The sequence below is a fragment of the Salinisphaera sp. PC39 genome, from assembly GCF_040361335.1.
Classification (GTDB): Bacteria; Pseudomonadota; Gammaproteobacteria; order Nevskiales; family Salinisphaeraceae; genus APNM01.
The window spans coordinates 26,287-52,066 of the sequence record NZ_APNM01000015.1; the positions used below are offsets into that span (position 1 = coordinate 26,287).

21 protein-coding genes are annotated in these 25,780 nt (G+C 67.7%); 15 read left to right on the forward strand and 6 right to left on the reverse strand.

The window, feature by feature from the left end:
- The first annotated feature begins 6 nt into the window (after nt 1–6).
- The 8 genes from PC39_RS13510 to PC39_RS13545 all read left to right on the forward strand — a co-directional run bounded on the left by PC39_RS13510 (nt 7) and on the right by PC39_RS13545 (nt 10,803).
- The gene (locus PC39_RS13510) at nt 7–1,668 is read left to right on the forward strand and encodes an electron transfer flavoprotein-ubiquinone oxidoreductase (protein WP_353253929.1); all 1,662 of its coding nucleotides are present in this window, start codon (nt 7–9) and stop codon (nt 1,666–1,668) included.
- A 120-nt stretch (nt 1,669–1,788) separates the two neighbouring features.
- A complete protein-coding gene (locus PC39_RS13515; RefSeq protein ID WP_353253930.1) occupies nt 1,789–2,535 on the forward strand; it encodes an electron transfer flavoprotein subunit beta/FixA family protein in 747 nt (248 codons plus the stop codon).
- 2 nt (nt 2,536–2,537) lie between these two features.
- The gene (locus PC39_RS13520) at nt 2,538–3,488 is read left to right on the forward strand and encodes an electron transfer flavoprotein subunit alpha/FixB family protein (RefSeq protein ID WP_353253931.1); all 951 of its coding nucleotides are present in this window, start codon (nt 2,538–2,540) and stop codon (nt 3,486–3,488) included.
- A gap of 148 nt (nt 3,489–3,636) precedes the next feature.
- Nucleotides 3,637–4,512, forward strand: a complete 876-nt coding sequence (locus PC39_RS13525; RefSeq protein ID WP_353253932.1) for an SDR family oxidoreductase — start codon at nt 3,637–3,639, stop codon at nt 4,510–4,512.
- Between the two features lie 56 nt (nt 4,513–4,568).
- A complete protein-coding gene (locus tag PC39_RS13530; RefSeq protein WP_353253933.1) occupies nt 4,569–6,185 on the forward strand; it encodes an acyl-CoA carboxylase subunit beta in 1,617 nt (538 codons plus the stop codon).
- A 118-nt stretch (nt 6,186–6,303) separates the two neighbouring features.
- Nucleotides 6,304–7,464 (forward strand): acyl-CoA dehydrogenase family protein, encoded by a 1,161-nt coding sequence (locus PC39_RS13535; protein WP_353253934.1) that lies wholly within the window; start codon nt 6,304–6,306, stop codon nt 7,462–7,464.
- Between the two features lie 339 nt (nt 7,465–7,803).
- Nucleotides 7,804–8,616, forward strand: coding sequence for an enoyl-CoA hydratase/isomerase family protein (locus tag PC39_RS13540; RefSeq protein ID WP_353253935.1), 813 nt, complete (start codon nt 7,804–7,806; stop codon nt 8,614–8,616).
- Nucleotides 8,617–8,778: 162 nt separating this feature from the next.
- Entirely contained in the window at nt 8,779–10,803 is a 2,025-nt protein-coding gene (locus PC39_RS13545; protein ID WP_353253936.1) for an acetyl/propionyl/methylcrotonyl-CoA carboxylase subunit alpha, read from the forward strand.
- Between the two features lie 489 nt (nt 10,804–11,292).
- On the opposite strand, the gene PC39_RS13550 is transcribed toward PC39_RS13545, so the two are convergent.
- Nucleotides 11,293–12,756: a tetratricopeptide repeat protein gene (locus PC39_RS13550; RefSeq protein ID WP_353253937.1), complete on the reverse strand. Its 1,464-nt coding sequence runs from the start codon at nt 12,754–12,756 to the stop codon at nt 11,293–11,295.
- Nucleotides 12,757–12,884: 128 nt separating this feature from the next.
- Here PC39_RS13550 and recQ point away from each other — a divergent pair, with 128 nt between their 5' ends.
- The 6 genes from recQ (at nt 12,885) to PC39_RS13580 (ending at nt 19,312) form a co-directional block, all read left to right on the forward strand.
- Nucleotides 12,885–14,702: a DNA helicase RecQ gene (gene recQ, locus PC39_RS13555; RefSeq protein ID WP_353253938.1), complete on the forward strand. Its 1,818-nt coding sequence runs from the start codon at nt 12,885–12,887 to the stop codon at nt 14,700–14,702.
- Between the two features lie 217 nt (nt 14,703–14,919).
- Nucleotides 14,920–16,152 (forward strand): porin family protein, encoded by a 1,233-nt coding sequence (locus PC39_RS13560; RefSeq protein ID WP_353253939.1) that lies wholly within the window; start codon nt 14,920–14,922, stop codon nt 16,150–16,152.
- 14 nt (nt 16,153–16,166) lie between these two features.
- Nucleotides 16,167–16,589: a type 2 periplasmic-binding domain-containing protein gene (locus PC39_RS13565; protein WP_353253940.1), complete on the forward strand. Its 423-nt coding sequence runs from the start codon at nt 16,167–16,169 to the stop codon at nt 16,587–16,589.
- Between the two features lie 20 nt (nt 16,590–16,609).
- Nucleotides 16,610–18,193 (forward strand): diguanylate cyclase, encoded by a 1,584-nt coding sequence (locus PC39_RS13570; protein ID WP_353253941.1) that lies wholly within the window; start codon nt 16,610–16,612, stop codon nt 18,191–18,193.
- Nucleotides 18,194–18,251: 58 nt separating this feature from the next.
- Nucleotides 18,252–18,920: a DNA-3-methyladenine glycosylase I gene (locus tag PC39_RS13575; protein ID WP_353253942.1), complete on the forward strand. Its 669-nt coding sequence runs from the start codon at nt 18,252–18,254 to the stop codon at nt 18,918–18,920.
- Between the two features lie 5 nt (nt 18,921–18,925).
- Nucleotides 18,926–19,312: a YbaY family lipoprotein gene (locus tag PC39_RS13580; RefSeq protein ID WP_353253943.1), complete on the forward strand. Its 387-nt coding sequence runs from the start codon at nt 18,926–18,928 to the stop codon at nt 19,310–19,312.
- A gap of 341 nt (nt 19,313–19,653) precedes the next feature.
- Here PC39_RS13580 and PC39_RS13585 read toward each other — a convergent pair whose 3' ends face one another.
- Genes PC39_RS13585 through PC39_RS13595 form a run of 3 tightly spaced genes read right to left on the reverse strand, consistent with a single transcriptional unit; the run spans nt 19,654 to nt 22,911 of the window.
- Nucleotides 19,654–21,351: an AMP-binding protein gene (locus PC39_RS13585; protein WP_353253944.1), complete on the reverse strand. Its 1,698-nt coding sequence runs from the start codon at nt 21,349–21,351 to the stop codon at nt 19,654–19,656.
- Between the two features lie 52 nt (nt 21,352–21,403).
- Nucleotides 21,404–21,760: a DUF2306 domain-containing protein gene (locus PC39_RS13590; protein ID WP_353253945.1), complete on the reverse strand. Its 357-nt coding sequence runs from the start codon at nt 21,758–21,760 to the stop codon at nt 21,404–21,406.
- Entirely contained in the window at nt 21,757–22,911 is a 1,155-nt protein-coding gene (locus tag PC39_RS13595; RefSeq protein WP_353253946.1) for an acyl-CoA dehydrogenase family protein, read from the reverse strand. Before PC39_RS13595 ends, PC39_RS13590 begins: the two co-directional genes overlap by 4 nt.
- Before the next feature lie 113 nt (nt 22,912–23,024).
- Between PC39_RS13595 and PC39_RS13600 the strand changes: the two genes are divergently transcribed.
- Entirely contained in the window at nt 23,025–23,897 is an 873-nt protein-coding gene (locus PC39_RS13600; RefSeq protein WP_353253947.1) for an AEC family transporter, read from the forward strand.
- Between the two features lie 252 nt (nt 23,898–24,149).
- Here the strand turns inward: PC39_RS13600 and PC39_RS13605 are convergent, their stop codons facing one another.
- Nucleotides 24,150–25,037 (reverse strand): crotonase/enoyl-CoA hydratase family protein, encoded by an 888-nt coding sequence (locus tag PC39_RS13605; protein WP_353253948.1) that lies wholly within the window; start codon nt 25,035–25,037, stop codon nt 24,150–24,152.
- 95 nt (nt 25,038–25,132) lie between these two features.
- The gene (locus PC39_RS13610) at nt 25,133–25,765 is read right to left on the reverse strand and encodes a TetR/AcrR family transcriptional regulator (protein WP_353253949.1); all 633 of its coding nucleotides are present in this window, start codon (nt 25,763–25,765) and stop codon (nt 25,133–25,135) included.
- Nucleotides 25,766–25,780: the final 15 nt, after the last annotated feature.

The window sequence follows — 25,780 nt, forward strand, 5'->3', positions numbered from 1 at the left end:
AATCCTATGAGCGAAACCGAACGCGATGTCATGGAATATGACGTGGTCGTGGTCGGGGCCGGTCCCGCCGGTCTCGCCGCGGCCTGTCGACTAAAACAAAAGGCGGCCGAGGCGGGCGGCGACATCGAGGTCTGTATCGTGGAGAAGGGCTCCGAGGTCGGTGCCCATATTCTCTCCGGGGCGGTCTTCGAGACGCGGGCCCTGGACGAGCTGTTTCCGGACTGGAAGGACAAGGGCGCGCCCCTGAACACGCCCGTGACCCGGGACGAGGTCTATTTCTTCCGCGGTCCGGAGAAGGCGATCAAGACGCCCAATCCCTTCGTGCCCAAGCCCATGCACAACAAGGGCAACTACATCATCTCGCTGGGCAAGCTCTGCCGCTGGCTCGGCGAGCAGGCCGAGGCCCTGGGCGTGGAGATCTATCCGGGCTTCGCCGCCCAGGACGCCATCATCGAGGACGGCGTCGTGCGCGGCATCCTCACCGGCGACATGGGCGTGGACAAGCAGGGCGAGCCCAAGGAAGGCATGCACACCCCCGGCATCGAGCTGCGCGCCAAGTACACCCTGTTCGCGGAAGGCTGCCGCGGCCACATCGGCAAGCGCCTGATCCGGCACTACGAGCTGGATGCCGACGCCGATCCGCAGCATTACGCCATCGGCCTCAAGGAGCTCTGGGAGATCGATCCCGGGAAACACGAGCCCGGCCTGGTGGTGCACGGTGCCGGCTGGCCGCTGGACGACGCCAATCCGGGCGGCTCGTTCCTCTATCACCTGGAGGACAACATCGTCTCGGTGGGGCTGATCGTCGACCTCAGCTACCAGAACCCGTACCTGTCGCCGTTCCACGAGTTCCAGCGCTTCAAGCACCATCCCAGGATCGCGCAGCACCTGGAGGGCGGCAAGCGCCTGTCCTACGGCGCGCGCGCCATCTGCAAGGGCGGCCTCAACTCGCTGCCGAAGATGGTGTTCCCGGGCGGCGCCCTGGTCGGCTGCGACGCCGGCACCCTGAACTTCGCCAAGATCAAGGGCAACCACACGGCGATGAAGTCGGGGATGCTCGCGGCCGAGGCCGTGGCCGACGCCCTGGCCGCCGGCGGCGAGGGCGGCGACGTGCTGGAGGCCTATCCCGAGGCCTTCGAGAAGAGCTGGCTGTACGACGAGCTCTACCGCAGCCGCAACTTCGGCCCGGCGATCCACAAGTTCGGCGCCGTGGTCGGCGGCGGTCTCAACTACATCGAGCAGAACTGGTTCCGGGGCAAGGCGCCGTGGCGCCTGCACGACACCGTGCCCGATCACGAGGCCCTGAAGCCGGCCGCCGAGAGCCGCAAGATCGAGTACCCGAAGCACGACAACAAGCTGAGCTTCGACAAGCTGTCCTCCGTGCACATCTCGAACACGGGGCACGAGGAGGACCAGCCGGTACACCTGAAGCTCACGGATCCGAGCATCCCCATCGAGCGCAACCTGCCGGAGTACGACGAGCCGGCGCAGCGCTACTGTCCGGCGGCGGTCTACGAGGTCGTGGAAGGCGATGACGGCAACCCGCGGTTCCAGATCAACGCCGCGAACTGCGTCCATTGCAAGACCTGCGACATCAAGGACCCCGCCCAGAACATCACCTGGGTGCCGCCCGAGGGCGGTGGCGGCCCGAACTACTCCGCCATGTAGAGCGGAACGACAAGGGCCTTGTGACCGCGGTCGCGGCCGCGCCGGCCGAGGGTGTCCCCGAGCGCCCCGGACCGGCATACTCTGCGCCCTCCGCGGTTGGAGTTTGAAGGAAGGAGAGAGATGAAAGTACTCGTAGCAGTGAAGCGGGCGATCGACTACAACGTCCGCATCCAGATCAAGTCGGACGGCTCCGGCGTGGTCCACGAGGGGGTCAAGCACAGCATGAACCCCTTCGACGAGATCGCGGTCGAGGAGGCGATGCGCTGGAAGGAGCAGGGCAAGGTCGAGGAGGTGGTCGCCGTGACCATCGGTCCCGACGCCTGCCAGGAGCAGTTGCGCTCGGCGCTGGCCTTCGGTTGCGACCGCGCGATCCACGTCAAGACCGACGACGAGATCCAGCCGTTGACCGCCGCCAATGTCCTCAAGGCGCTGGCCGAGAAGGAATCCCCGGATGTCCTGATCCTGGGCAAGCAGGCGATCGACGACGATTGCAACCAGACCGGCCAGATGACCGCCGCGCTGCTGGAGTGGCCGCAGGCCACCTTCGCGGGCAAGGTCGAGCTGGAGGACGGCAAGGCCAAGGTCACGCGCGAGATCGACGCGGGCCTGGAGACCCTGGAGGTCGACCTGCCGGCGATCATCACCACCGACCTGCGGCTTAACGAGCCGCGTTATCTCAAGCTCCCGGACATCATGAAGGCCAAGAAGAAGCCGATCGAGGACAGCAGCCTCGACGAGCTGGGCGTCACGCCGGCCCCCGGGCTGGAAGCGGTCAAGACCGCGCCGCCGCCGCAGCGCGAGCCCGGCGTCATGGTCGAGTCCGTCGAGGAGCTGGTGTCGAAACTGAAGGACAAGGGGCTTATTTAATCATGAGCAAGGTACTGATCGTCGCCGACTACCTGAAGGGGCAGTTGAACTCGTCCACCGCCCGCGCGGTGGCCTGCGCCAAGGACCTCTCGCCCGAGTCGATCGAGGTGCTGGTGCTCGCGGACGACGCCGCGTCGCTGGCCGAGGCCGCCGCCAAGCTGGACGGCGTGACCAAGGTCCTGACCGTGGAACGCCCCGAGAACGAGCATCCGATGGCCGCCACCCTGGCGCCCCAGATCGCCGCCGCGGCCGAGCAGGGCGGCCACAGCCACGTGCTGGGCCCGAACACCACGTTCGGCAAGGACCTGATGCCGCGCGTGGCCGCCAAGCTGGGCGTGGCCATGGTCACCGACATCATGGCGGTGCACGGGCCGTACGAGTTCGAGCGCCCGATCTACGCCGGCAACGCCGTGGTCACGGTCAAGGCGCCGGACAACCAGGTGCTGGTCGCCTCGGTGCGCTGCGCCTCCTACCCGGCGGTCGCCGAGGGCGACGCCGCGCCGGTCGAGGCGCTGTCGCTGGATGTCGAGCTGCCCTCGCACACCCGGTTCGTGGATCTGGAGACCCACGGCAGCGACCGGCCGGACCTGCAGACCGCGCCCAAGGTGGTCTCCGGCGGCCGCGGCGTGGGCAGCGAGGAGAACTTCAAGATCCTGTTCGACTTCGCCGACAAGATCGGCGCCGCGGTGGGCGCCTCGCGCGCGGCGGTGGATGCCGGCTATGTGCCCAACGACATGCAGGTGGGCCAGACCGGCAAGATCATCGCCCCGGAGCTGTACATGTGCTTCGGCATCTCCGGCGCCATCCAGCACCTGGCCGGCATCAAGGACGCCGGCACCATCGTCGCCGTGAACAAGGATCCCGAGGCCCCCATCTTCGAGGTGGCGGACTTCGGCCTGGTCGGCGACCTGTTCAAGGTGCTGCCGGAGCTGGAAGAGGCCATCAGCAAGTAAGAAGACTAACCACAGAGGCACAGAGCGCACGGAGGAAGAAGACGGGCTGTTAAGAAACAATACTGCCTAGCTTTCCGGCTTGGCCTTCCCGTATTAGCCAACGTAACTCTGTGTCCTCTGTGTCTCTGTGGTTAATAGAAATCAATCCATGAAATACGATTCCGTCTTCAAGCCGGGCCTGTTCGCCGGGGAGACCCACGTCGTGACCGGCGGCGGCAGCGGCATCGGCCGTTGCATCGCCCACGAGCTGGCCGCCCTGGGCGCTCACGTCGCGATCGTCGGCCGCAAGGCGGAGAAGCTGGACGCGGTCGCCGCCGAGATCGAGGAGGACGGCGGCAGCGTCTCGCGCCACGTCCTGGACATCCGCGAGGAGGACGACGTCAAGCGCGTCGTCGGCGAGATCCTCGCCGGGACCGGCGGGGTCCACGGTCTGGTCAACAACGCCGGCGGCCAGTTCCCCTCGCCGCTGGCCGGGATCAGCGCCAAGGGCTTCGAGACGGTGGTGCGCACCAATCTCACCGGCGGCTTCCTGGTCGCGCGCGAGCTGTTCAACCAGCACATGAACAAGCGCGGCGGCAATATCGTCAACATCATCGCCGACATGTGGGAAGGCATGCCCGGTATGGGGCACTCCGGCGCCGCCCGCGCCGGCATGCTCAATCTCACGCAGACCGCGGCGGTGGAATGGGCCCCGGCGGGCGTGCGGGTCAACGCGGTGGCCCCCGGCTGGGTCGCCTCCAGCGGGCTCGACACCTATACCGATCCGTTCGTGAAGTCGATGATCCCGCGGCTCAAGGACAGCGTGCCGCTCAAGCGCCTGGCCACCGAGGCGGAGGTCAGCTCGGCGGTGTGCTTCCTGCTGTCGCCCGGGGCCGCGTTCATCACCGGCGACTGCATCCGGGTGGACGGCGGGGCGCCCTGCAACAGCCGCATGTACCCGCTGCAGGATCACGACAGGTCGAAGCCCTACAACGGCTTCCATCGCTACAAGGCGCCGGCGTCGCTGGTCGGCGACGACGGCTGAGGTCCCGGGCCGAGGCAGCGGGACGATTCGGAACAGACAGAGAGAGATTCGCCGCAATGCCAGTCATCGAGTCCAATGTCGACCGCAATTCCGAGCAGTTCCAGCGGAACCGCGAGGAGATGCTGGCCGAGATCCAACGCTTCCGCGACGTGGAGGCCAAGGTCCGGGCCACGGAGGAGTCCAAGCGCGACAAGTACCACGAGCGCGGCCAGATCCTGCCGCGCGAGCGGGTCAACCTGCTGCTGGACCACGGCTCGCCGTTCCTGGAGCTGTCCACCCTGTGCGGCTACAAGCACCACGACGACAAGGACGGCTCGCTGGCCGGCGGCAACACCATCATCGGCATCGGCTACGTGCGCGGCGTGCGCTGCCTGATCTCGGCCTCGAACAGCGCGATCAAGGGCGGCACCATGACCCCCTGGGGCGTGCAGAAGACCCTGCGCTGCCAGGACATCGCCCTGGAGAACAACCTGCCGATCGTGTCGCTGATCGAATCCGGCGGCGCCAACCTGCTGTACCAGGCGGAACTGTTCATCCCCGGCGGCAAGACCTTCGCCAACCAGGCGCGGCATTCGGCCGCGGGCCTGCCGCAGGTGACGGTGGTGCACGGTTCCTCCACCGCCGGCGGCGCCTACATGCCCGGCCTGTCCGACCACGTGGTGATGGTGCGCGGCAACGCCAAGGTGTTCCTGGCGGGGCCGCCGCTGCTCAAGGCCGCCACCGGCGAGGTCGCGACCGACGAGGAATTGGGCGGCGCCGACATGCACGGCACCCAGGCCGGCACCACCGAGTACCTGGCCGAGAACGACGTCGACGGCATCCGGCTGGCTCGCGAGATCATGGGCGAACTGGGCTGGAACGACTACTACACGCCGCCGCCGGTGCGCGACTACAAGCCGCCGCGTTACGACATCGACGACCTCTGCGGCGTGGTGCCCGCGGACTACTCCAAGCCCTACGACATCCGCGAGGTGGTGGCACGCCTGGTGGACGACTCCGACTTCCTGGAGTTCAAGGCCGACCTGGACCAGCAGACCATCTGCGGCCGCGGCAAGATCGAGGGCTACACCGTCGGCTTCATCGGCAACAACGGCCCCATCACCACCAAGGGCGCCAACAAGGCCGGCCAGTTCATCCAGCTCTGCTGCCAGTCCAACACGCCGATCGTGTTCCTGATGAACACCACCGGCTACATGGTGGGCACGGACTCCGAGCAGAACGGCATGGTCAAGCACGGCTCCAAGATGATCCAGGCCGTGGCCAACGCCACCGTGCCGCAGATCACCATCGTCTGCGGCGGCTCCTTCGGCGCCGGCAACTACGGCATGTGCGGCCGCGGCTTCTCGCCGCGCTTCATCTTCGCCTGGCCCAACTCCCGCACCAGCGTGATGGGCGGCGAGCAGGCCGCCAAGGTGATGGCGATCATCACCGAGGAGAAGATGGCCAAGGCCGGCCAGGACATCGACCAAAAGAACCTCGAAGCGATGCAGCAGCAGATCATCGACCAGTTCGAGGCGGAATCCGATTCGCTGGCCGCCACCGCGCGCCTGTTCGACGACGGCCTGATCGACCCGCGCGATACCCGCCGCGTGCTCGGCTACACGCTGTCGATCTGCCGCGAGGCGGAGGCGCGCAAGGTCACCCCGAACACCTTCGGCGTCGCCAGATTTTAAAAATCAACCACAGAGACACAGAGGCGTGAAAGACAACAAAGCAAAAACAAGAATTCTCTTCTCTCTGTGGCCTCTGTGCCTCTGTGGTTCATTCTTTGTCAGCGCAGGGCACTGAAAGATGCAAATCACGCACGAACACCAGCAGATCTTCGACACCACCAAGCGGTTCGTCGAGGAGAACATCAATCCCCACGTCGAGGAGTGGGAGCGCGAGGGCGTCTGGCCCGCGCACGAGATTCTCAAGGGCATGGGCGACCTGGGTCTGCTCGGCATCGCCAAGCCCGAGGAAGTCGGCGGCCTGGGGCTGGACTATTCCTATCAGGTCCTGTTCTCCGAGGCGTTGGGGCATTGCACCTGCGGCGGCATCCCGATGGCGATCGGGGTGCAGACCGATATGGCGACCCCGGCGCTTGCCCGCGTGGGCTCCGACTATCTCAAGGAGAACTTCCTGACTCCGGCCGTGACCGGCGAGCAGGTGGCCGCGATCGCGGTTTCCGAGCCGGGCGCCGGCTCGGACGTGGCCGGGATCAAGACCGTCGCCAAGCGCGACGGTGACGACTATGTGATCTCCGGCCAGAAGATGTGGATCACCAACGGCACCCAGGCGGACTGGGCCTGCATGCTGGTGAACACGGGCGAGGGCGGCGACAACCGCCACGGCAACAAGTCCCTGATCGTGGTGCCGCTGGACGCCAAGGGCGTCGATCGCACCACCAAGCTGGACAAGCTGGGCCAGCGCAGCTCCGACACCGCCATCATCTTCCTGGACGAGGTCCGGGTGCCGGCGCGCAACCTGATCGGCGAGGAGGGTCGCGGCTTCGTCTACCAGATGCAGCAGTTCCAGGAGGAGCGGCTGTTCCTGTCCGCCAGCATCCTCGCGGCCATGGACCGCTGCATCGAGGAGACTGCCGAGTACGCGCGCCAGCGCAAGGCCTTCGGCGGCACCATCCTCGACCACCAGTACATCCACTACCGGCTGGCCGAGCTGGCCTCCGACGTGGAGGCGGTGCGGGCGCTGACCTATCGCGCCACCGAGGCCCTGATCCAGGGCGAGGACGTGACCCTGCTGGCCTCGATGGCCAAGCTCAAGAGCGGCCGCGTGGCCCGCGAGGTCGCCGACACCTGTCTGCAGTTCTGGGGCGGCCAGGGCTACATGTGGGACAACCAAGTCTCGCAGTTCTACCGCGACCTGCGCCTGCACTCCATCGGCGGCGGCGCCGACGAGGTGATGCTCTCGATCATCAGCAAGCGCATGGGCAACGCGCCCGCCAAGAAATGACTTTAACCACAGAGGCACAGAGACACGGAGAATGTGAATTTGTGAATGAGCCACCGGCTAAAGCCGGTGGCTTCGGGTTACGGCTCAAAGCCGGATCGGTCGGCCGTAGGGCCGACCCTGAGTTCCCTCTCCCCGCCGGGGAGAGGGTTAGGGTGAGGGGGCCACAAAACAGCGCGGCCGGCCGCGCCACCCACTCTTCCCAACCTTCTCCCCCAAGGGGGAGAAGGCGAAAAATCGGCCGCCTGAAGGCGAGGGATTTGCGGATCCCCAATCACGGACTTCAAAAGGCTCCGTGCCCCTGTGTCTCTGTGGTTAGTGCTTTTTTCGAGGATTGAATCTATGAGTCTGCCCGAGACGGAAACGCTGAAGCTGGAACGGGACGGCGGCGTGCTGCACGTCACGCTGAACCGGCCCAAGGCCCGCAACGCCATGAGCGAGGCGATGCTGGCCGATCTCACCGCGGTGGCTCGCACCGCCAACGAGGACGACGGCATCCGCGCGCTGGTGCTGCGCGGCGCCGAGGGCAACTTCTGCGCCGGCGGCGACATCAAGGACATGGCGCGCGTGCGTCAGGTCCAGGGCGAGGCGGACGGCGACGCTAAGGTCGCCGCCTACAACCGCCAGTTCGGCACCATGCTGACCGCCTTCAACGCCACCCACGCGGCGGTGGTGGCGGTGATCGAGGGCGCGGTGCTCGGCGGCGGCTTCGGCCTGGCCTGCATCTCCGACGTCGCCATCGCCCGCCGCGACGCCAAGTTCGGCCTGCCGGAGACCGGCCTGGGCCTGCCGCCGGCGCAGATCGCGCCGTTCGTGGTCGCCCGCATCGGGCTCACCGAGGCCCGCCGGCTCGGCGTCTGCGGGGCCCGCTTCGACGGCGACGAGGCGCGCCGCCTGGGCCTGGTGCACTTCAGCGAACCCGACGAGGATGCCCTGGACGCCCGCCTGGCCGAGGTCCTGAAGCAGATCCGGCGCTGCGCCCCCAACGCCAACGCCGTGACCAAGGAACTGATGCTGCGCGTCGGCCACGAGGACATGCAGACCCTGCTCGACGACGCCGCCTACGCCTTCGCCCGCTCCATCCGCAGCGAGGAGGGCGCCGAGGGCACCGCGGCGTTCATCGAGAAACGCCTGCCCAAGTGGGCGGAGACCTGAACCACAGAGTCACAGAGAACACAGAGAGCTGAAAACAAGTACATCCGCGGGGCGCATCGAAGGCGGCAAGGTCGGAAACAGGTTTTTACATGCCCTCGCTCGGTGCCCTCTGTGCCTCTGTGGTTAGTTTTTTCTTCTTCTTCCTGGAAAGGAATAGAACGAATGGTCGGAAAGATTAGCAAGGTACTGGTTGCCAACCGCGGCGAGATTGCGGTGCGTGTCCTGCAGGGCGCGGCGCGCCTGGGCTACGACACGGTCGCGGTCTACAGCGACGCCGACGCCAGCGCCCGGCACGTGCGGGTGGCGGATGAGGCCGTGCGCATCGGGCCGCCGCCAGTGGGCGAGTCCTACCTGGACATCGACGCCATCATCGGGGCCGCCAAGGCCACCGGTGCCGACGCCATCCACCCCGGCTACGGTTTCCTGGCCGAGAACGCCGATTTCGCGCGGGCCGTGGAGAAGGCGGGCCTGGTCTTCGTCGGGCCGAGCCCCGAGGCCATCGACCTGATGGGCAACAAGCGCGCCGCCAAGGCGCGCATGGAGGACGCGGGCGTCCCCTGCATCCCCGGCTACCGCTCGGCCGAGGGCTCGGAGGAGGACGCCGCGACCCTGGCCGCCAAGGCCGAGGAGATCGGCCTGCCGGTGATGATCAAGGCGGCGGCCGGCGGCGGCGGCCGCGGCATGCGCCTGGTGGAGAACGCCAAGGACCTGGAGGAGGGCATCAAGTCCGCCCGCTCCGAAGCCAAGACCGCGTTCGGCAACGACGAGATCATCCTGGAGAAGGCGGTCACCGGGGCCCGCCACGTCGAGATCCAGGTGATGGCGGACAGTCACGGCAACGTCATCCACCTGGGCGAGCGCGACTGCTCGATCCAGCGCCGCCACCAGAAGATCGTCGAGGAAAGCCCCTGCCCGGTGGCGGACGAGGCCCTGCGCGCCGCCATGGGCGACGCCGCGGTCAAGGCCGCGGCGGCGATCAACTACCGCGGCGCCGGCACGGTCGAGTTCCTGCTCGACGCCGACCACAACTTCTACTTCCTGGAGATGAACACCCGGCTCCAGGTGGAACACCCGGTGACCGAGCTGGTCACCGGCGTCGACCTGGTGGAATGGCAGCTTCGCGTGGCCAACGGCGAGCGCCTGACGCTGACCCAGGACGACATCACGCTCACCGGCAGCGCCATCGAGGTGCGGCTGTGCGCCGAGTCACCGGCCGACAACTTCCTGCCGCAGACCGGGCCGATCCTGGCCTGGCGGGTGCCGGCGGGCGAGGGCGTGCGCGTCGACCACGGCGTGGTGTCCGGCGGCGAGGTCAGCCCCTACTACGATTCCATGCAGGCCAAGGTCATCGCCCACGGCCCGGACCGCGAGACCGCGCGTCGCCGTCTGTTGCAGGCGCTGGACGAGTGCATCTTCTTCGGCATGCCGTCCAACCGCGACTTCCTGCGGGTGACGGTGGCCCACGAGGCCTTCGCCAGCGGCGAGTTCGATACCGGCTTCGTGCCTACCTATTACCCCGATCCCGCCGCGGCGCTGCCGACAGCGGATTCGCGCCACCACTGCCTGGCCGCGGCGCTGTTCTTCCACGGCGACGCCGAGGCCCTGCGCCGTGACGCCTACATCGACCAGGAGCTGGTCGCCTGGCAGAGCGCCAATCCGACCCCGACGCCGGTGGTGCTGCGCGTGGGCCAGGCGGGCGACAAGATCCGGTTGCTGGTGCACGCCGAGGGCGGCAATCGTTACCGCGTCCAGCTCGAGGAGGGCGACGACCGCGCCGAACACATGCTCGAGGTCGTGCCGGACGGCGAGTACGGCCTGCGCTTCGCCTGCGACGGTCAGGGCGGGCAGGCCCGCTGCGTGCGCGAGGGCGACACCCTGTGGCTGGACGCCTACGGTGCCACGACTTCGTACGCCGACGTCACCCTCGCCGCGGCCGAGACCCGGGGCGAGGCCGGCGGCTCCGGCCAGATCACCGCCAACAGCGACGGCAAGATCATCGAGGTCCGCGTCAAGGAAGGCGAGGCCGTCGAGAAGGGCCAGACCATCCTGGTCCTGGAGGCGATGAAGATGGAGTTCCAGGTGGCCTCGGACGTCGACGGCACCGTCGAATCCGTGAACGTGGCCGCCGGCGACCAGGTCGCGGGCCGGCAATTGCTGGTCGCGATCACGCCTGCCGAAGAGGAATGAACCACAGAGGCACAGGGGCACAGCGAAAGACATTTTTTATAACCACGAAGAGCACGAAAAAACTGAATGCGCCACCGGCTAAGGCCGGTGGCTTCGGGTTACGACTCAAAGCCGGATCGGTCGGCCCCACCGCCGACCCTCAGTCCCCTATCCCCGTCGGGGAGAAGGCTAGGCTTAGGGGGTCATGAAACGGCGCGGCCGACCACACCACCGCCTCATCCCAACCTTCCCCCCAGGGGGGAGAAGGCGAAAGATTGGCCCCCTGAAGGCGGGGATTTGCGGACCCCCAATCACGGACTAAAAAAAGATCAAAAACAACACTTCATGCCCCGTGGTTATTGACTTCTCAACTCTGTGCCTCTGTGTCTCTGTGGTTGGCTTTTAAAATTCCGCTGATTAGCGAGCCGGCGCGGGCACCGCCGGCATGGCCGGACGCTCTCGGGCCGGTACGCCGCGCCACCTTCGGTCACAAGCGCTTTCGTGCCGGGATCATTCGAGTACGCGGTACACCCGGGGATCGGCGGGTCGGCCGCCCGCCAGATAGCGGTTCAGGTTTTCCCGGTAAGTCCGCTCGCTGTGCTCGGCCATCCGTTCGGCGAGGCCGCCGGGCAGGGCCGGCGGTCCGTTGCGCGTCGGCGTGATCCGGAATTGCCGCTGCGACGCCTTCTCCGCCTGCTTGATGGCCTTCAGTTCCCGGTGGACGATCGCGTCCGCGGTCGAATGGGTGGTGGCGAACCAGCTCCGCAGCGTGTGGATATAGATATCGTCGATATCGCCGATACGGCCGGCGTTCTCGGCCGCGACGATCACCCGCGCCGCCTGCTGCCGGTCGCGCAGTTGCTCGACCGCGAGATGGATCGCCCGCCGGAAATCCGCCTCCTCCAGGGCGGCGGTGACGGCGGCCACCTTGGCCTGGTAGGCCGCCACCGCCTCGCGGTGGGCCTGTAGTTCCGACTTGTGCCGGTCGAGCGCGGCGAGATACTCGCAGGCGCTCGCGTTGTCCATGTCGCAGGCCCGTGCGGTCCAGTCCCGGCCGTCCAGATGGCGGCCCTGTTTCGCTAACGCGACCGCCATGCCGTAGCAGCCCGAGGCGTCGCCGCCCTGACAGCCTTCGCGGTAGCGCGTCTTCGCCGCTTCCACGTCGCCCATCTCCAGATGCGCGAAGCCGGTCCAGGTGCAGCCGGCCGCGAGACCCTTGTCGCACGCCTGCCGATACAGGGACAGAATCTTGTCGCCGGCGGCCTCGATGCCCTGGCTGCGATGGAGCATGGTTGCGGCGTTCAGGCAACCGGCGGCCTCGCCCATGATGCAAGACCGTTCGAAATAGATCGCGGCCGACGGGATGTCGGCGGAAATCCCCAATTCGCCGCTGACCAGCCAGCCGGCGATATAGCACGCCTCGGCGGCGGCGGGACGGCGTATCCCGCATCCCCGGTCCGCGAAATTGAAGGCCATGCGGCCGTCCGCCTGGAAGCCGAACCGGCCCAGGGCGTAGATGTTCGCGCCATAACCGCAGGCCGCCGGATCCTTGATCTTGCAGCCGTGCATCATGAGGTCGTGACCGGCGTCGCGGTCGTGCGGCACGCCCTGTCCCTGGAAGGCGATGAAGGCGGCAATGTAGCAGCCGCTGTCCGTGGAATTCCGCTTGCAGGCTTCGACCGCATAGGGATAGGCCTTGCCGTCGTCGCGGGGCACGCCCCTGTCGCCGTTGAACAGGATCCGGGCGACCCCGGCGCAACCATCCCCGTCGCCGAGACGGCAGGCGCGGTCGTAATATTGCATCGCTTGCGGGCCGTTCTGCGGTACCCCGTCGCCGTATTCCAGCCGGAGCCCGTGCGCGCGGCAGGCCTCGGCGTCTCCCTGTTCGCATGCCGCCGGCGATGCCCCGTGTGCCTGTGGGGATAGCGACGCCGCGCATAGCGCAACGCCGAAAACCGCCATCATCCGTTTCATCCGTCCGCCCTTGCCGATCCAACTCGCCGTTTCAGAATAATCGTGTGTCACGGGAGCGAAACCCCGGAAATGGGGGGTATGGCGCGGTCCGGTTAGCGGGCGTCCGCGGGTGCCGGTACCATGGCGGGATGTCACCCGAGTCGGTTCTCCGCGACACCTTCGGCTACGAGCAATTCCGCGGCGAGCAGGCCGCGGTGATCGACACCGTCGCCGGCGGCGGCGATGCCGTCGTGCTCATGCCCACCGGCGGCGGCAAGTCCCTGTGCTACCAGATTCCCGCGCTGCTGCGCCCCGGCATCGGCGTGGTGGTGTCGCCGCTGATCGCGTTGATGGCGGACCAGGTCGCCGCCCTGCGCCAGCTCGGCATCCGCGCCGCCTATCTCAACTCCAGCCTGCCGCCGGCGGAGCAGGCCGCGGTCGAGGCGGCGATGCGCGACGGCGATCTGGACATGATCTACGTGGCGCCCGAGCGGCTGCTGCAGCCGCGGACCTTGGCGCTGCTGGAGGAATGCCGGCTGGCCCTGTTCGCGATCGACGAGGCCCACTGCGTGTCCCAATGGGGCCATGACTTCCGCCCCGAGTATCTCCAGCTCGCGGTGCTCGCCGAACGGTTCCCGGGCGTGCCGCGCGTGGCCCTGACCGCCACCGCCGATCCGCCCACCCAGCGCGAGATCCGCGAGCGCCTGGGGCTGGAGGCGGCGCGCCTGTTCCGCCACAGCTTCGACCGCCCGAACATCCGCTACCGGGTCGCCGAGCGCGGCCAGGCCCGCCAGCAATTGCAGCGTTTCATCGCGGACGAACACCGCGGCGAGGCCGGCATCGTCTATTGTCTGTCACGGCGCAAGGTCGAGCAGACCGCGGAGTGGCTCTCGGCCCAGGGGTTGACGGCGTTGCCGTACCACGCCGGTCTGCCGCACGAGGTGCGCGAGGCCCATCAGCAACGCTTCCTGCGCGAGGAGGGCGTGATCATCGTGGCCACGGTGGCCTTCGGCATGGGGATTGACAAGCCGGACGTGCGCTTCGTGGCCCACCTGGACCTGCCGGCCTCGCTGGAGGGCTATTACCAGGAAACCGGCCGCGCCGGCCGCGACGGATTGCCCGCCGATGCCTGGATGCTCTACGGCCTGTCGGACGTGGTCCAGCGACGGCGCATGATCGAGGACTCCGGCGCCGGCGAGGACCGCAAGCGCGTCGAGCGCCACAAGCTGGACGCCATGCTCGCCTATTGCGAACTGTCGAGCTGCCGCCGGCGGCACCTGCTGGGTTATTTCGGCGAGGATTATCCGGCGGATTGCGGCAATTGCGATACCTGCCTGTCGCCGCCGGATACCTGGGACGCCACCGAGGCCGCCCGCAAGGCCCTGTCGGCGGTGTTCCGCACCGGTCAGCGCTTCGGCGCCCAGTACCTGGTCGACCATCTGCGGGGCAAGGCCGACGAGCGCGCCGAGCGGTTCGGCCACACGCGGCTGTCCACGTTCGGGGTGGGGGAGGACATCCCGGCCGCGGAATGGCGGGTGATCCTGCGTCAGCTCGTGGCGCGCGGTTTCCTGACCGTGGATCTGGACGGCTACGGCGGCCTGCGCCTGGGCGACGGCTGCCGGCCCCTGTTGCGCGGCGAAACCACGCTGTCGCTGCGCCGGGCACGCGCCGTGGAACGCGCCCCGCGGCGTCGGGCCGGCTCGGCGGATGCCGAGCTGGATCCGGCGGACCGGCCGCTCTGGGAGGCCCTGCGCGACCTGCGCAAGCGGCTCGCGGACGAGCAGGGCGTGCCGCCCTACGTCATCTTCCACGACCGGACGCTGCGCGCCATGGTCGAACACAAGCCGCGCGACGAGGCGGCGTTCCTCGCCGTCGACGGGGTCGGGCGCAAGAAGCTGGAGGCCTACGGCGAGTCGTTCCTGAGCGAGATCGCCGGATACGCGGCATCGTCCGGCGAGACGGCGTAGGGATGGCCGGATTGTCGGTAATATTCGACGCGACGTGTGCGCTAAAGTTAGTTTGGCATCCGTCGATAATGTAAGAACGTCGAAAGTTGTCCGTGCCGAAGCCGATATCGCTTCTCCGATTGCGACGCCGGGACGGCGGCCCGTATCGTCGGCATATCGACCGACGGATGCCATGCCGACGGAGGTCGCCATATTGCATCGCTCACCGATTTCCGCCATGAACCGATTTGCCACCCGCTCCCTGCCGAGGCGTTTCTGTGCACTCGCATTGCTGATGCTGCCGTGTCTGCCTGTCACCGCCGTGGAGGAGATGGGGTTCCAACTCGGCGGTTTCGGCACGCTCGGCCTGACCTACAACGACAGCGACGACTTCGCGTTCGTGCGTGACAGTTTTCAGCCGGACGGCATCAAGAACGAGGTCAGCACCAAGACCGACTCCACGCTCGGTATCCAGGCTCGATACCGTTTCACGCCGCACCTCGACGCCGTGGTCCAGCTCCTGAGCCGGCACGACGCGGACGGCAGTTTCCCGCCCGAGGTGAACTGGGCCTACCTCAAGTACACCCCGACCCCCGACTGGGACCTCCGGGCGGGGCGCCTGAGCTGGGATGTCTACATGCTTTCCGACAGCCGCTACGTCGGCTACTCCTTCCTGTGGGTGCGGCCGCCCATCGAGTATTTCGGAGTGCAGCAACTGAGCCACATCGACGGGTTCGACGTCACCTGGACCCGTCCCCTGGACTCGGGGCTGTTCTGGATCAAGGCCTATGGCGGATTCGCCGACGAGGAACTGCCGATCGAGGATGCGCAGGATTACGACCTGGGCGGCAGCTACGTGGTGGGCGCGCACGCGAACTACCAGTTCGGCGACTGGTGGTTGCGCCTGGGCTTCGCACGCGAGGCCCTGGACGAAGCGGCGGATGACCTGCAGCCCCTGTTCGAGCGCATGGCGACCGCGGGCGGCGAGACCGGCGCCGAGCTGGCCGACGACATGCGTCTGGCGGGCGCGGACGTCGACCATTTCGTGGTCGGTCTGCTGTACTCGCGCGGTCCCCTGCGGCTCCAGTTCATGTTCGACCATTCCGACAGCGATACGCTGCTGTTCACGGACTTCTATACCGGCTACGCCACGGTCAGTTACCGGGTCGGTGACTGGACCCCCTTCCTGTCCTTCGCCGCCATCGAGAGCGACCGTATCGACCGCGAGAGCGGCTTTCCGTCCGGCAGCCCCGACGATGCCGCGATCCAGGCCTTTCTCCGGGATGTGCGCTACGACCAGCACACGACCTCGCTGGGCGTGCGTCGCGACATCACCGAGAACGTCGCCCTTAAGTTCCAGGTGGACCGCCTCTGGGCGAAATCGCCGGCCGTAACCATGATGCGCGACCCGGCTCCCGATTGGGACGGCCGCGGCACCGTCGTCACCGCGACCCTGGATTTCGTGTTCTAGCGATGGCCGTAAGCTTGCGTCCACTGCTGTTGTTGCTCGTCGCGGTCGCGCTCTCGGCCGTGTCCGCGGCGCGTGCGGAGATCGCCGTGGTGGTCAACCCGGAAAGCGGCGTCACCGAGATGACCCGCGATCAAGTGGTCAATATCTACATGGGTCGCTACCAGGGTCTGCCCTCGGGGATCACGGCCTTCCCGGTCGACCTGGTGCCGTTGCGTCAGGACTTCTATAGCCGGCTCGTCGACCGGACCCTGGCCGAGATCAACTCCTATTGGGCCCGCCTGATCTTCTCCGGCCGCGCCACGCCGCCGCGCCGCCTGGACGACGCCACGGCGGTGCTGGAGGTCGTGTCCAACAACCGCGGGGCCATCGGCTATCTGCCGAGCGGGGCGGTCGACGATTCGCGCGTGACCGTGGTCCTGGAACTGGTGGACGACTGAGCCCGAGGATGCGCAGCCCCTTGAGCTATCTCCGCACCAATCTCGCCATCCGTACGGCGGTCGTGATCCTGCTGCTGGTCGTGGTCGTGGGATTAGGTTTCCTGGCCATGGCGGTGCAGGTGATACAGGCCGAGGAGCATCGCCAGCAGATGGCCCGTCTGGACGGGCTCCTGGACACCGTGCAGAACACCGTCAGCATCGCCACTTACCTCGAGGACCGCGAGCTGGCCGAGGAAGTGGCCGGCGGCCTGGTGCGCAACCCGACGGTACTCGCGGTCGAGATACGTTCGGGCGGACACGTTATCGCGGAGCGGCACAAGGGCGGTCCCGGCACCCCGATCAACGGCGATACCCTCGTGCGCGAGCTGCATTCGCCCTTCGGCGAGGAGACCGTCGGCCGCATCGCCCTGGTGCCCGATGATTCCGAGATACAGTCGGAGGTGACCCGGGCGACCTCCTATACGATCGTCTTCCTCGCCCTGCTGTTGACGCTGATCGGCGGCGGTATCGTCGCGGTCGTGATGCGCTACGTGACCCACCCGATCCTGCGCATCTCCAACCGGCTGCACGACCTCCGGGCGGAGACCGGCGAAAAACTCGACCTGCCGCGTGGCAGCGAGACCGACGAGATCGGGCGCTTGGTCAACGACGTCAACGGCCTGATCGACCACCTCGTGGCGATCCTCCACCAGGAGCGCGAGCTGCGGCTGGAGCGGGAGATCGCCGAGAGAAAGTTCCGCACCATCTTCGAGAGCGCGGAGAGCGGGATTTTCGTGGTGGACGAGCAGGGGGTGCTGCTGTCCTACAACCCGGCTTTCGGCCGCCTGTTCGGGCTGCCGCCCTCGGGACCCACCGAGCACGCCGCGCCGCGTTTTCCCGTTCTGTTCCAGGGTACGCCCGACGCGGTCGCGGTCGCCCACCTGCTCGAACGCTGCGCCGAGGGCGGCGGGCCGCGGAGCGGGGACTTCCGTCTGCCCGGCGAGGATGGCGCGACGCGCTGGGTGCACGTGGTGCTCAACCCCGTGCAGGGCGGTTACATGCAGGGCGTGGTCAACGACATAACCCAGCGCAAGCTTTCGGAGGAAAGTGCCCGGGAGCAGGCGATCACCGACACGCTGACCGGGTTGCACAACCGTCTCGGTTTCGATCGCCGCCTGCGCGAGTTGATGGAACGCTGCCGGCGCGAGCCGGCGCACCGCTTCAGCCTGGTCATGCTGGATCTGGACAAATTCAAGCCGATCAACGACACCCGGGGGCACCTCGCCGGCGATCTGGTGCTCAAGCACGTGGCCGGACTGCTCGACGCCCGGGTCCGCGACAGCGACCTGGTGGCCCGCTACGGCGGCGACGAGTTCGTGATCCTGCTGGACGGCACTACCGACCGCGCGGCGATCGTGGACATCGTCGAGAGTCTGCTGCGCCGGATCAACGAGCCCATCCGCATCGACGACGGCGACACGGTCCAGGTGGGCGCGAGCTTCGGTATCGCCTTCTACGGCGGCGATGCGGGCCGTCGCCCGGATATCGTGCGGCGCGCCGACGAGGCCATGTACCGCGCCAAGGTCGGCGGCCGGAACACCTATCGTTTCCACGACGAGGTCTGAGTCGGCCGCCAGGGTACATGCGCTACACTGGCGCGTCCGTCCGAATCCCCAGGAGGCCATGGAGACCTTCGCCCGTATCCGCGAGACGGCGGCCGCCCGCGTCGGCGGGGACGAGGCGCTGCGCGAGCGCCTGGTGCGCCCCGAGCCGCCCGAGTCCCTCGCCATGGTCGGCGACGACCGTTACCTGTCGGTGATGAGCCGGCGCATCTTCCGCGCCGGCCTCCAGCACCGGATGGTCGACGCCCGCTGGCCCGCGTTCGAGGCCGCCTTCCTGGATTTCGATCCGGCAAGGGTGGCGGAGATGGACGACGGCGACCTGCGGCGTCTGGGCAACGACGAGCGCCTGATCCGTCACCACGGCAAGCTGCGGGCCGTGCGCGACAACGCCCGCGCCATGCTCGACCTGGTGGCGGAAGAGGGCAGCTTCGGCGCCTGGCTCGCGGCCTGGCCGGAGGACGAGATCGTGGAACTCTGGTTCGACCTGTCGGCGCGCTTCTCTCAGCTCGGCGGCAATTCCGCGCCGGCGTTCCTGCGCATGGCGGGCAAGGACAGCTTCCTGGTCACCGACTGGGTGACCAAGGCCCTGAACCACTGGGACGCCTACGAGGGCACACCCAAGGGCAAGCGGGCCCTGCGCGAGGTCCAGGCCCGTTTCAACGAGTGGATGGACGAGAGCGACTGGCCCCTGTGCCGCATCAGCCAGACCCTGGCCCTGTCCGTGGAGTGATCCTTATGTCCCGAGCCTTTCTCCTCGCCACCGTCCTGCTGCTCGGCGCCTGCGCCTCGGCGCCGCCGGTGACCCTGCAGGGCGAACTGACCTACCGCGAGCGCATCGCGCTGCCGGAGGGCGCCTACGCGCGGGTGGCCCTGCTGGAAGTGGGCGAGGGCGGCAACGACCTGGTCTCGGAGCAGGAACTGCGCCGCCCCGGCCAGGTGCCGATCGCCTTCAGCCTGACGGTGCCGGGCGAGATACTGGAACGGGAGCGCGAATACGGCCTGCGCGCGGCGATCTACGACCGCTCCGGCGCGGCCCGCTGGGTCACCCCGCAGACCCGGTCCGTGAACCCCTTCGACCCGCCCGAGTCGCTCGTCCTGGAACTGCGGCGGGTGGGGGAATAATCCACGGATGACACGGATTTCGCGGATTTAAAGACATGAATAAGGGATCAGTGAATCTCCCGCCTTTAGGCGGCAGGTTTTTGGTTCCTTCTCCCCTGAGGGGAGAAGGACAGGATGAGGGGCTCGGCTATGCCTTTCCCCCTCACCCTGACCCTCTCCCCAGAGGGGAGAGGGGAAGTTCGCAGTATGGCCGATCGATCCGGCTTCGAGCCGCAACCTGAAGCCAGCGGCTAAGGCCGGCGTTTCACAGACTTAAAAGAAACTTTAAAAAATCTGTGTAAATCCGCGTAATCCATGGATAGTCTTCTTCTTCATCTGCGTGCATCTGCGTCATCTGCGGATTATTTCCTTAGTGCCTTCTTGTCGACCTTGCCGACCGGCGTCAGCGGGATTTCGTCGACGATGTGGACGGCCTTGGGCACCTTGTAGGCGGCCATGTGCTCGCGGCAGAAGTCCTGGATCTCGCGCTTTACGGTCTCCGGGTCCTTGTGCTGGCCGCTCTCGGACAACTGCACGTAGAGATTGACCACGTCGTTGCCCGGGCGCTTCTCGTCCGGGGTGCCGATCACGGCCGACAGTTCCACGTCGTCCAGCGCCTTGAGCTTGTTCTCCACCTCCACCGAGAACACCTTGAAGCCGCCGACGATGAGCATGTCCTTGGCCCGGTCGCAGATGGTGATGTAGCCCTCTTCGTCCATCTTCGCGATATCGCCGGTGTAGAACCACGTCCGGCCCTCGAACCCGCGCAGCGCCTTGTCGGTCTCGTCGGGCAGGCCCAGATAGCCGCGGAACACCTGCGGACCGTGGGCGATCAGCTCGCCGGGCTCGCCGACGGGCATCTCGCTCTCGCCGGTCTCGGCGTCCACGATCTTGATGTCGGTGCCGGGAATGGGCACGCCCACGGTGCCGGGCTTGGCGCGGCCGGGCGGGTTCATGGTCAGCATCGGGCTGGTCTCGGTCAGGCCGTAGGCCTCGCAGAACTTGCCCTCGCCGACGATCGCCTCGATCCGCGGGATCACCTCGGCCGGCATCGGCCCCGCGCCGGACATGGCCATCTTGAGGTCCGAGAAGTCCACCTTCCGGAACTCGGGCTCGTCCAGCAGCATCTGGTAGAGCGTGGGCACGTTGCCGAACAGCGTGGGCGGATGCTTCTGCATCATCTTGCAGAAACTCTTGAGGTCGCGCGGATCCGGCACCACCAGCAGCCTGGCGCGCTGGCGCAGGCCCATCAGGCACACGCCCAGGCCCGCCGCGTGGAAGTAGGGGAACACCGAGGCGAAGGTCTCGCGGCCGACGTCGTAACGCACCATCGCCTCGCTCTGCACGGCGTTGGCCTGCAGGTTGCGCTGGGTCAGCTCCGCGCCCTTGGGGCGGCCCGTGGTGCCGCCGGTGTACTGGATCAGGACCACGTCGTCCAGGTCCACGGCGCTGTGCACGCGCTCGTCCACCGCCTCGTTGATCGCCGGCCAGAACTCGACGGTCTGGAACTGCCGGGTCTCGGGCAGGTCGACCTTGGGCACCTTCTTGAGGGCGCGCGCCAGGAATTTCTTCCAGCCGGGCAGGAAATCGATGGGCGAGGCCACGATGGCGGTCTTCAGGCCCTCGAACTTGCCGTCGTTGGGCGCCACCGCGGACGGGAAGAGCTGGTCCAGGGTCACCAGGAAGCGGATGCCGGCGTTGTCCACCTGGTAGGCCAGCTCGTCCGCGGTCAGCAGCGGCGACACGCCGGAGGCGGCGCAGCCCAGCTTGGAGGCCGCGAGCAGGGCGATCACGTACTGCGGTGTGTTGGGCAGGTGTATGCCGATCACGTCGCCGCGTTCGGCGCCGTGCTCGGCCAAGAGATTGGCGAACCGGTTGGCCCACCGGTCCAGCTCGGCGTAGTTGACGGACACGCCCAGGTATTCCAGGCAGGGCGCGTCGGGCGCCTCCCGGACGTGCTGCTCCACGATCTCGGCCAGCGATTCCTCGGTGATCGGCGGCATCTCCGGCCGCTCGAGCACGCGATGCCAGGGACGCTCCTCGGCCACGGCTGCATTCATGTGTATCTCCTCCAGCATCAATATTATGTTTTAACCGCTTGAAAAGCGGGTGTTATCCGAACAGGGTCCGCCAAATGTAGCGGCCCGGCAGCAGGGCGAAGCCCCCGGCCACGGCCAGACCCGCGAAGGTGCCGACCATGAATCCGGCATGGGCCCGGATTCTGCCCTTACGGATACAGTAAATGCCCGCGGTAAGCGAGACAATCGTCCAGGCGGAGAGGAGATGAATCGGGCTCGGGTACGGCGCGTTCAACTCCCGGATCGCGAACGAGCCCGCGGCGATGAAAAGCATGAGCAGCACCCAGACACGGCCCAGCCACCGGTGCGTGGGCGTGCCCTTTCGTCGGATCAGCACCAACGCCCCCAGGGCGAAGGCGAGCAGGGCGGCGGCCAGGTGCGCCTGGATCACAGGCCCATCTGGCGGGCCGCGAGATCCTTCATGATCTCGGTGGCGCCGCCGCCGATGGTCATCACCTTGGTCTCCCGGTAGATGCGCTCGACCTTGGCGCCGCGCATGTAACCGGCCCCGCCGAAGATCTGCACCGCCTCGTTGGCGCAGTATTCCAATGTCTGCGTGGCCAGGTTCTTGAGCATGCAGATCTCGCTGATGGGGGTCTCGCCCCGGTCCACCCGCCAGGCGAGCTGTTCCAGGTAGGCCTTGAGCGATTCCACCCGCATGGCCATGTCCACCAGCTTGTGCCGGATCACCTGGCGCTGCGACAGCGGCCGCCCGAAGGTCTCGCGCTCGCGGGCGTAGGCGGTGGCCTCGTCCAGGCAGCAGCGGGCGAGGCCGTAGGCCTGCGAGGCCAGACCCAGGCGCTCGCTGTTGAAGTTTTGCATGATCCCGGCGAAGCCGGCGTTCTCCACGCCGATCAGGTTCTCCGCCGGCACGCGGCAGTCGTCGAAATAGAGGGTGGCGGTGTCCGAGCACCACCAACCCATCTTCTTGAGCTCGGTACGGTCGAATCCGGGGGTGTCCGCCTCGATCACCAGGATCGAGATGCCGCCCAGGCCCGGCTCGCCGGTGCGCACCGCGACCGTGAAGTGGTCGGCGCGCATGCCGCCGGAGATGAAGGTCTTGCTGCCGTTGACGACGTAGTGGTCCCCCTCGCGGCGGGCGACGGTGCGCAGGTTGGCCACGTCCGACCCGCCCGTGGGCTCGGTCACCGCCAGCGCCGCCATCTTGTCGCCGGACAGCACCGGGGACACGAAGCGCTCCTTCTGCGCCGGGGTGCCGAAGGCCACGATCGGGGGCAGGGCGATGCCGTGGATCCAGACCGCCGGCACGATGCCGCCGGAACCGGCGCGGGCCAGCTCTTCCTGGAAGATCAGGTGATAGAAATAGTCCGGCACCGGCACGCCGCCCAGCTCCTCGGGATACCCCAGGCCCAACAGGCCGGCCTCGGCGGCGGTGTGGAAGAACTCGCGCGGCACGCGCCCGGCCTCGTCCCAGGCATCGATGTGGGGCTCGATCTCCTTCTCGACGAAACGACGGACCTGCTCGCGGAATGCTTCGTGCTCGTCCGTGTAATAGGGGCTGGCGTCTCGCTTCCGGGTCATTCCGATAACCGTGTTGAAAACCGATGACACGAAGCTAGAAGAGCACAGCCGCGTTTTCAACCGAAATATCCATTACCGTGGTGCGGCGCGGCAAGCGATACACTCGGCCGGCCGTGGCCTATCGCATCCTCGAAATCACGCTGCCGGTGTTCGGCATCGTGCTGCTCAGCTACCTCTACGGCCGCTGGCGGCCCACCGATATGAGCGCCGCCAACCGGCTCAACCTGGTGCTGTTCATCCCCGCGTTGATCTTCTATGCCCTGACCGAGCGCACCGGCGGCGATTTCGCCCCGGGTTCGGCGGCCCTGGGCGCGGCGGCGGTGATCCTGGGATCGGGCCTGCTGGCCTGGCCCGTGGCCCGGCTGGCGGGCTGGCAGGTACGCACCCTGGTGCCCAACGCGATGTTCAACAACTGCGGCAACCTGGGCATCCCGCTGGCCGTGCTCGCGTTCGGCGACGGCGCGCTCGCCGTCGCCATCGTGCTCCTGGTCACCAGCACCGCGCTGCAGTTCACCCTCGGGCTGTGGCTGTTCAGCGGGCGCCTGGACCTGCCGGGCCTGGCGCGGCACCCGATGGTCCTGGCCACGGCCGCGGGCGTCACCGCCATGGCCCTGGACTGGCACGCGCCCGCGATCCTGCTTCCGGGCATCGAGATGCTGGGCGAGGTCGCGATCCCGCTGATGCTGGTGGCGCTGGGCATGCGCCTGGCGACCGGCGGTTTCGGCGACTGGCGCATCGGCCTCGCCGGCGGCCTGCTGGCCCCGGCGACGGGCCTGGCGGTGGCCCTGCCCTGGGTCTGGCTGACCGATCCCGGCCCCGGATTGGCCGCCAACCTGATCCTGTTCGCGGCACTGCCGCCGGCGGTCATGAATTTCATGCTGGCCGACCAGTTCCGGCAGGAACCGGATGCCGTCGCCGCCATCGTGGCCGTGGGCAATGTCCTGGCGCTGGCGGTGGTGCCGGCCGTGCTCTGGTTCCTGCTTTGAGCTTCCCCGCTCTGGCCATGGCAAGCGATGACAGTAAAAGCCTTCTCCCCTTGGGGGAGAAGGCTTGGAAGAGGGGTAGCGGCGAAGCCGCTTGTGACTGATGCAGCGCGCGTCGGTATGTCCTCACACTCGCCAGTAAGCGGAAGAGGGGCAACCGGCCGCGTGACCGACCGTTTCGGCTTGCAATCGCAACCCGAGCCACCGACCTTGGCCGGCGCCCTGAGTCGTCGTCCTCATCGGCCCGCTAAGGTCCTAATCGATCACGTTGCCCGGATCGGGCTTGTCCGCCGCCGACGCCCGGCTGTAGTCGCCGAACGGACCGTCGCGTTCGCCCACGGCGGCGCCCACGCCCTCGCGTGACGCCAACTCGATGAAGCGCTTCGCGTCCGGCGTGTTGCGCATCAGGCCGTCCAGGATCGGGCCCAGGGTCTGGGTCGAGCCCAGGCCCATGTTCTCGTAGGCGTGGTTCACCACCAGCTTCATCGCGGCGAGCTGCGAGGCCGGTATCGAGGCGAGCTGGTCCGCCCGTCGCCGCACCTCGGCCTCCAGCTCGGCGAAGGGCACCGCGGCGTTGATCAGGCCGGCGTCGGCGGCCTCGCGGCCGGACAGGGGCTTGCCCGTCAGGGCGTACTCCTTGGCCTTGGTCAGCCCCAGGCGATACAGCCACATCCCGCTCAGGTAGGCGCCCCACATGCGGGAGTAGGGCGTGCCGATGCGGGCATCCTCGCTGGCGATCACCAAGTCCGCGCATAGCGCATAGTCGCTGCCGCCACCCACGCACCAGCCGTGCACCTGGGCGATCACGGGCTTGGGCGAGCGCCAGAGACTCATGAACTTGTGGGTGGGCGACAGGGCGCCGGCGGTGGCCAGGGAAAAGTCCTTGCCGGGATCCCACTCGCCGTCGGTGGTGATGTAGTCGTCCCAGTGGTGGAAACCGCCGCCGAAGTCGAAGCCGGCGCAGAAGGCGCGGCCCCGGCCGCGCAGCACGATCACCTTGACCGCCTCGTCGCGCACCGCGGCGTTGACCGCGTGCTCGACCTCGTCGGGCATGGGCGGGACGATGGTGTTGAGGTGGTCGGGCCGGTTCAGGCTGATGGTGGCGATGGGGGTCTCGACCTCGTAGCACAGGGTCTCGTACATGGCGGCGTTCCTCGATGGACGGTGATCCGGCGAGGATACCGACCGACTGATCGGTCGGCAATGGTGCCGCATGCGTCGCCGATAGCGAGCCTGTCTCAGGCGCCGGCGTCGAGGCTTGCCAGGACGTCCGCCGCGATCGCTTCGAGCCAGGCCCGCTCGTCGGCGAGCAGGCGCGAATCCAGCATCTGCCGGAAGGTCGGCCGCACCATGCCGGCGTAGGCCAGGGAGCCGATCATGCGGTTGAGTTTGATCTCGGGCGGTCCGGCCGCGATCGCGCCGGCGGCCTGCGCCTCGGTCACGATCCCGCGCGCGGCCTCGATGAAGCCGGCCAGAGGCAGGCGCCGGGCGCTGCCCACGCGCTCGACGTTATCCAGGAGTTCGCGCTGGACCAGCCGCACGGCCACCGGCCGCTCCAGCAGCCAGGCCACCTGCATGTCCATGAAGGCCCGCAGGCGTGCCCGTGGCGAGGCCTGTCCGCCGATCGCGGCCGCCAGGCGACGGTCCAGATCGGCGGCGATGTCCTCCAGGACCGCGCGGTAGAGTTGCGCCTTGGTGGGGAAATGATGGATCAGCCCCGGATTCTTGAGCCCGGAGGCGCGGGCGATCGCCGACAGCGCGGCGCCGTGGAAGCCGAGCTCGGCGAACAGCCGCTCGGCCTCGTGCAGGATGCGGGCCCGCCGGCCGGTCCGGTCGCGGGGCGTGGCTGCGCGTCTTGCTGGGTCCGCCATTGCGCCATGGTACCG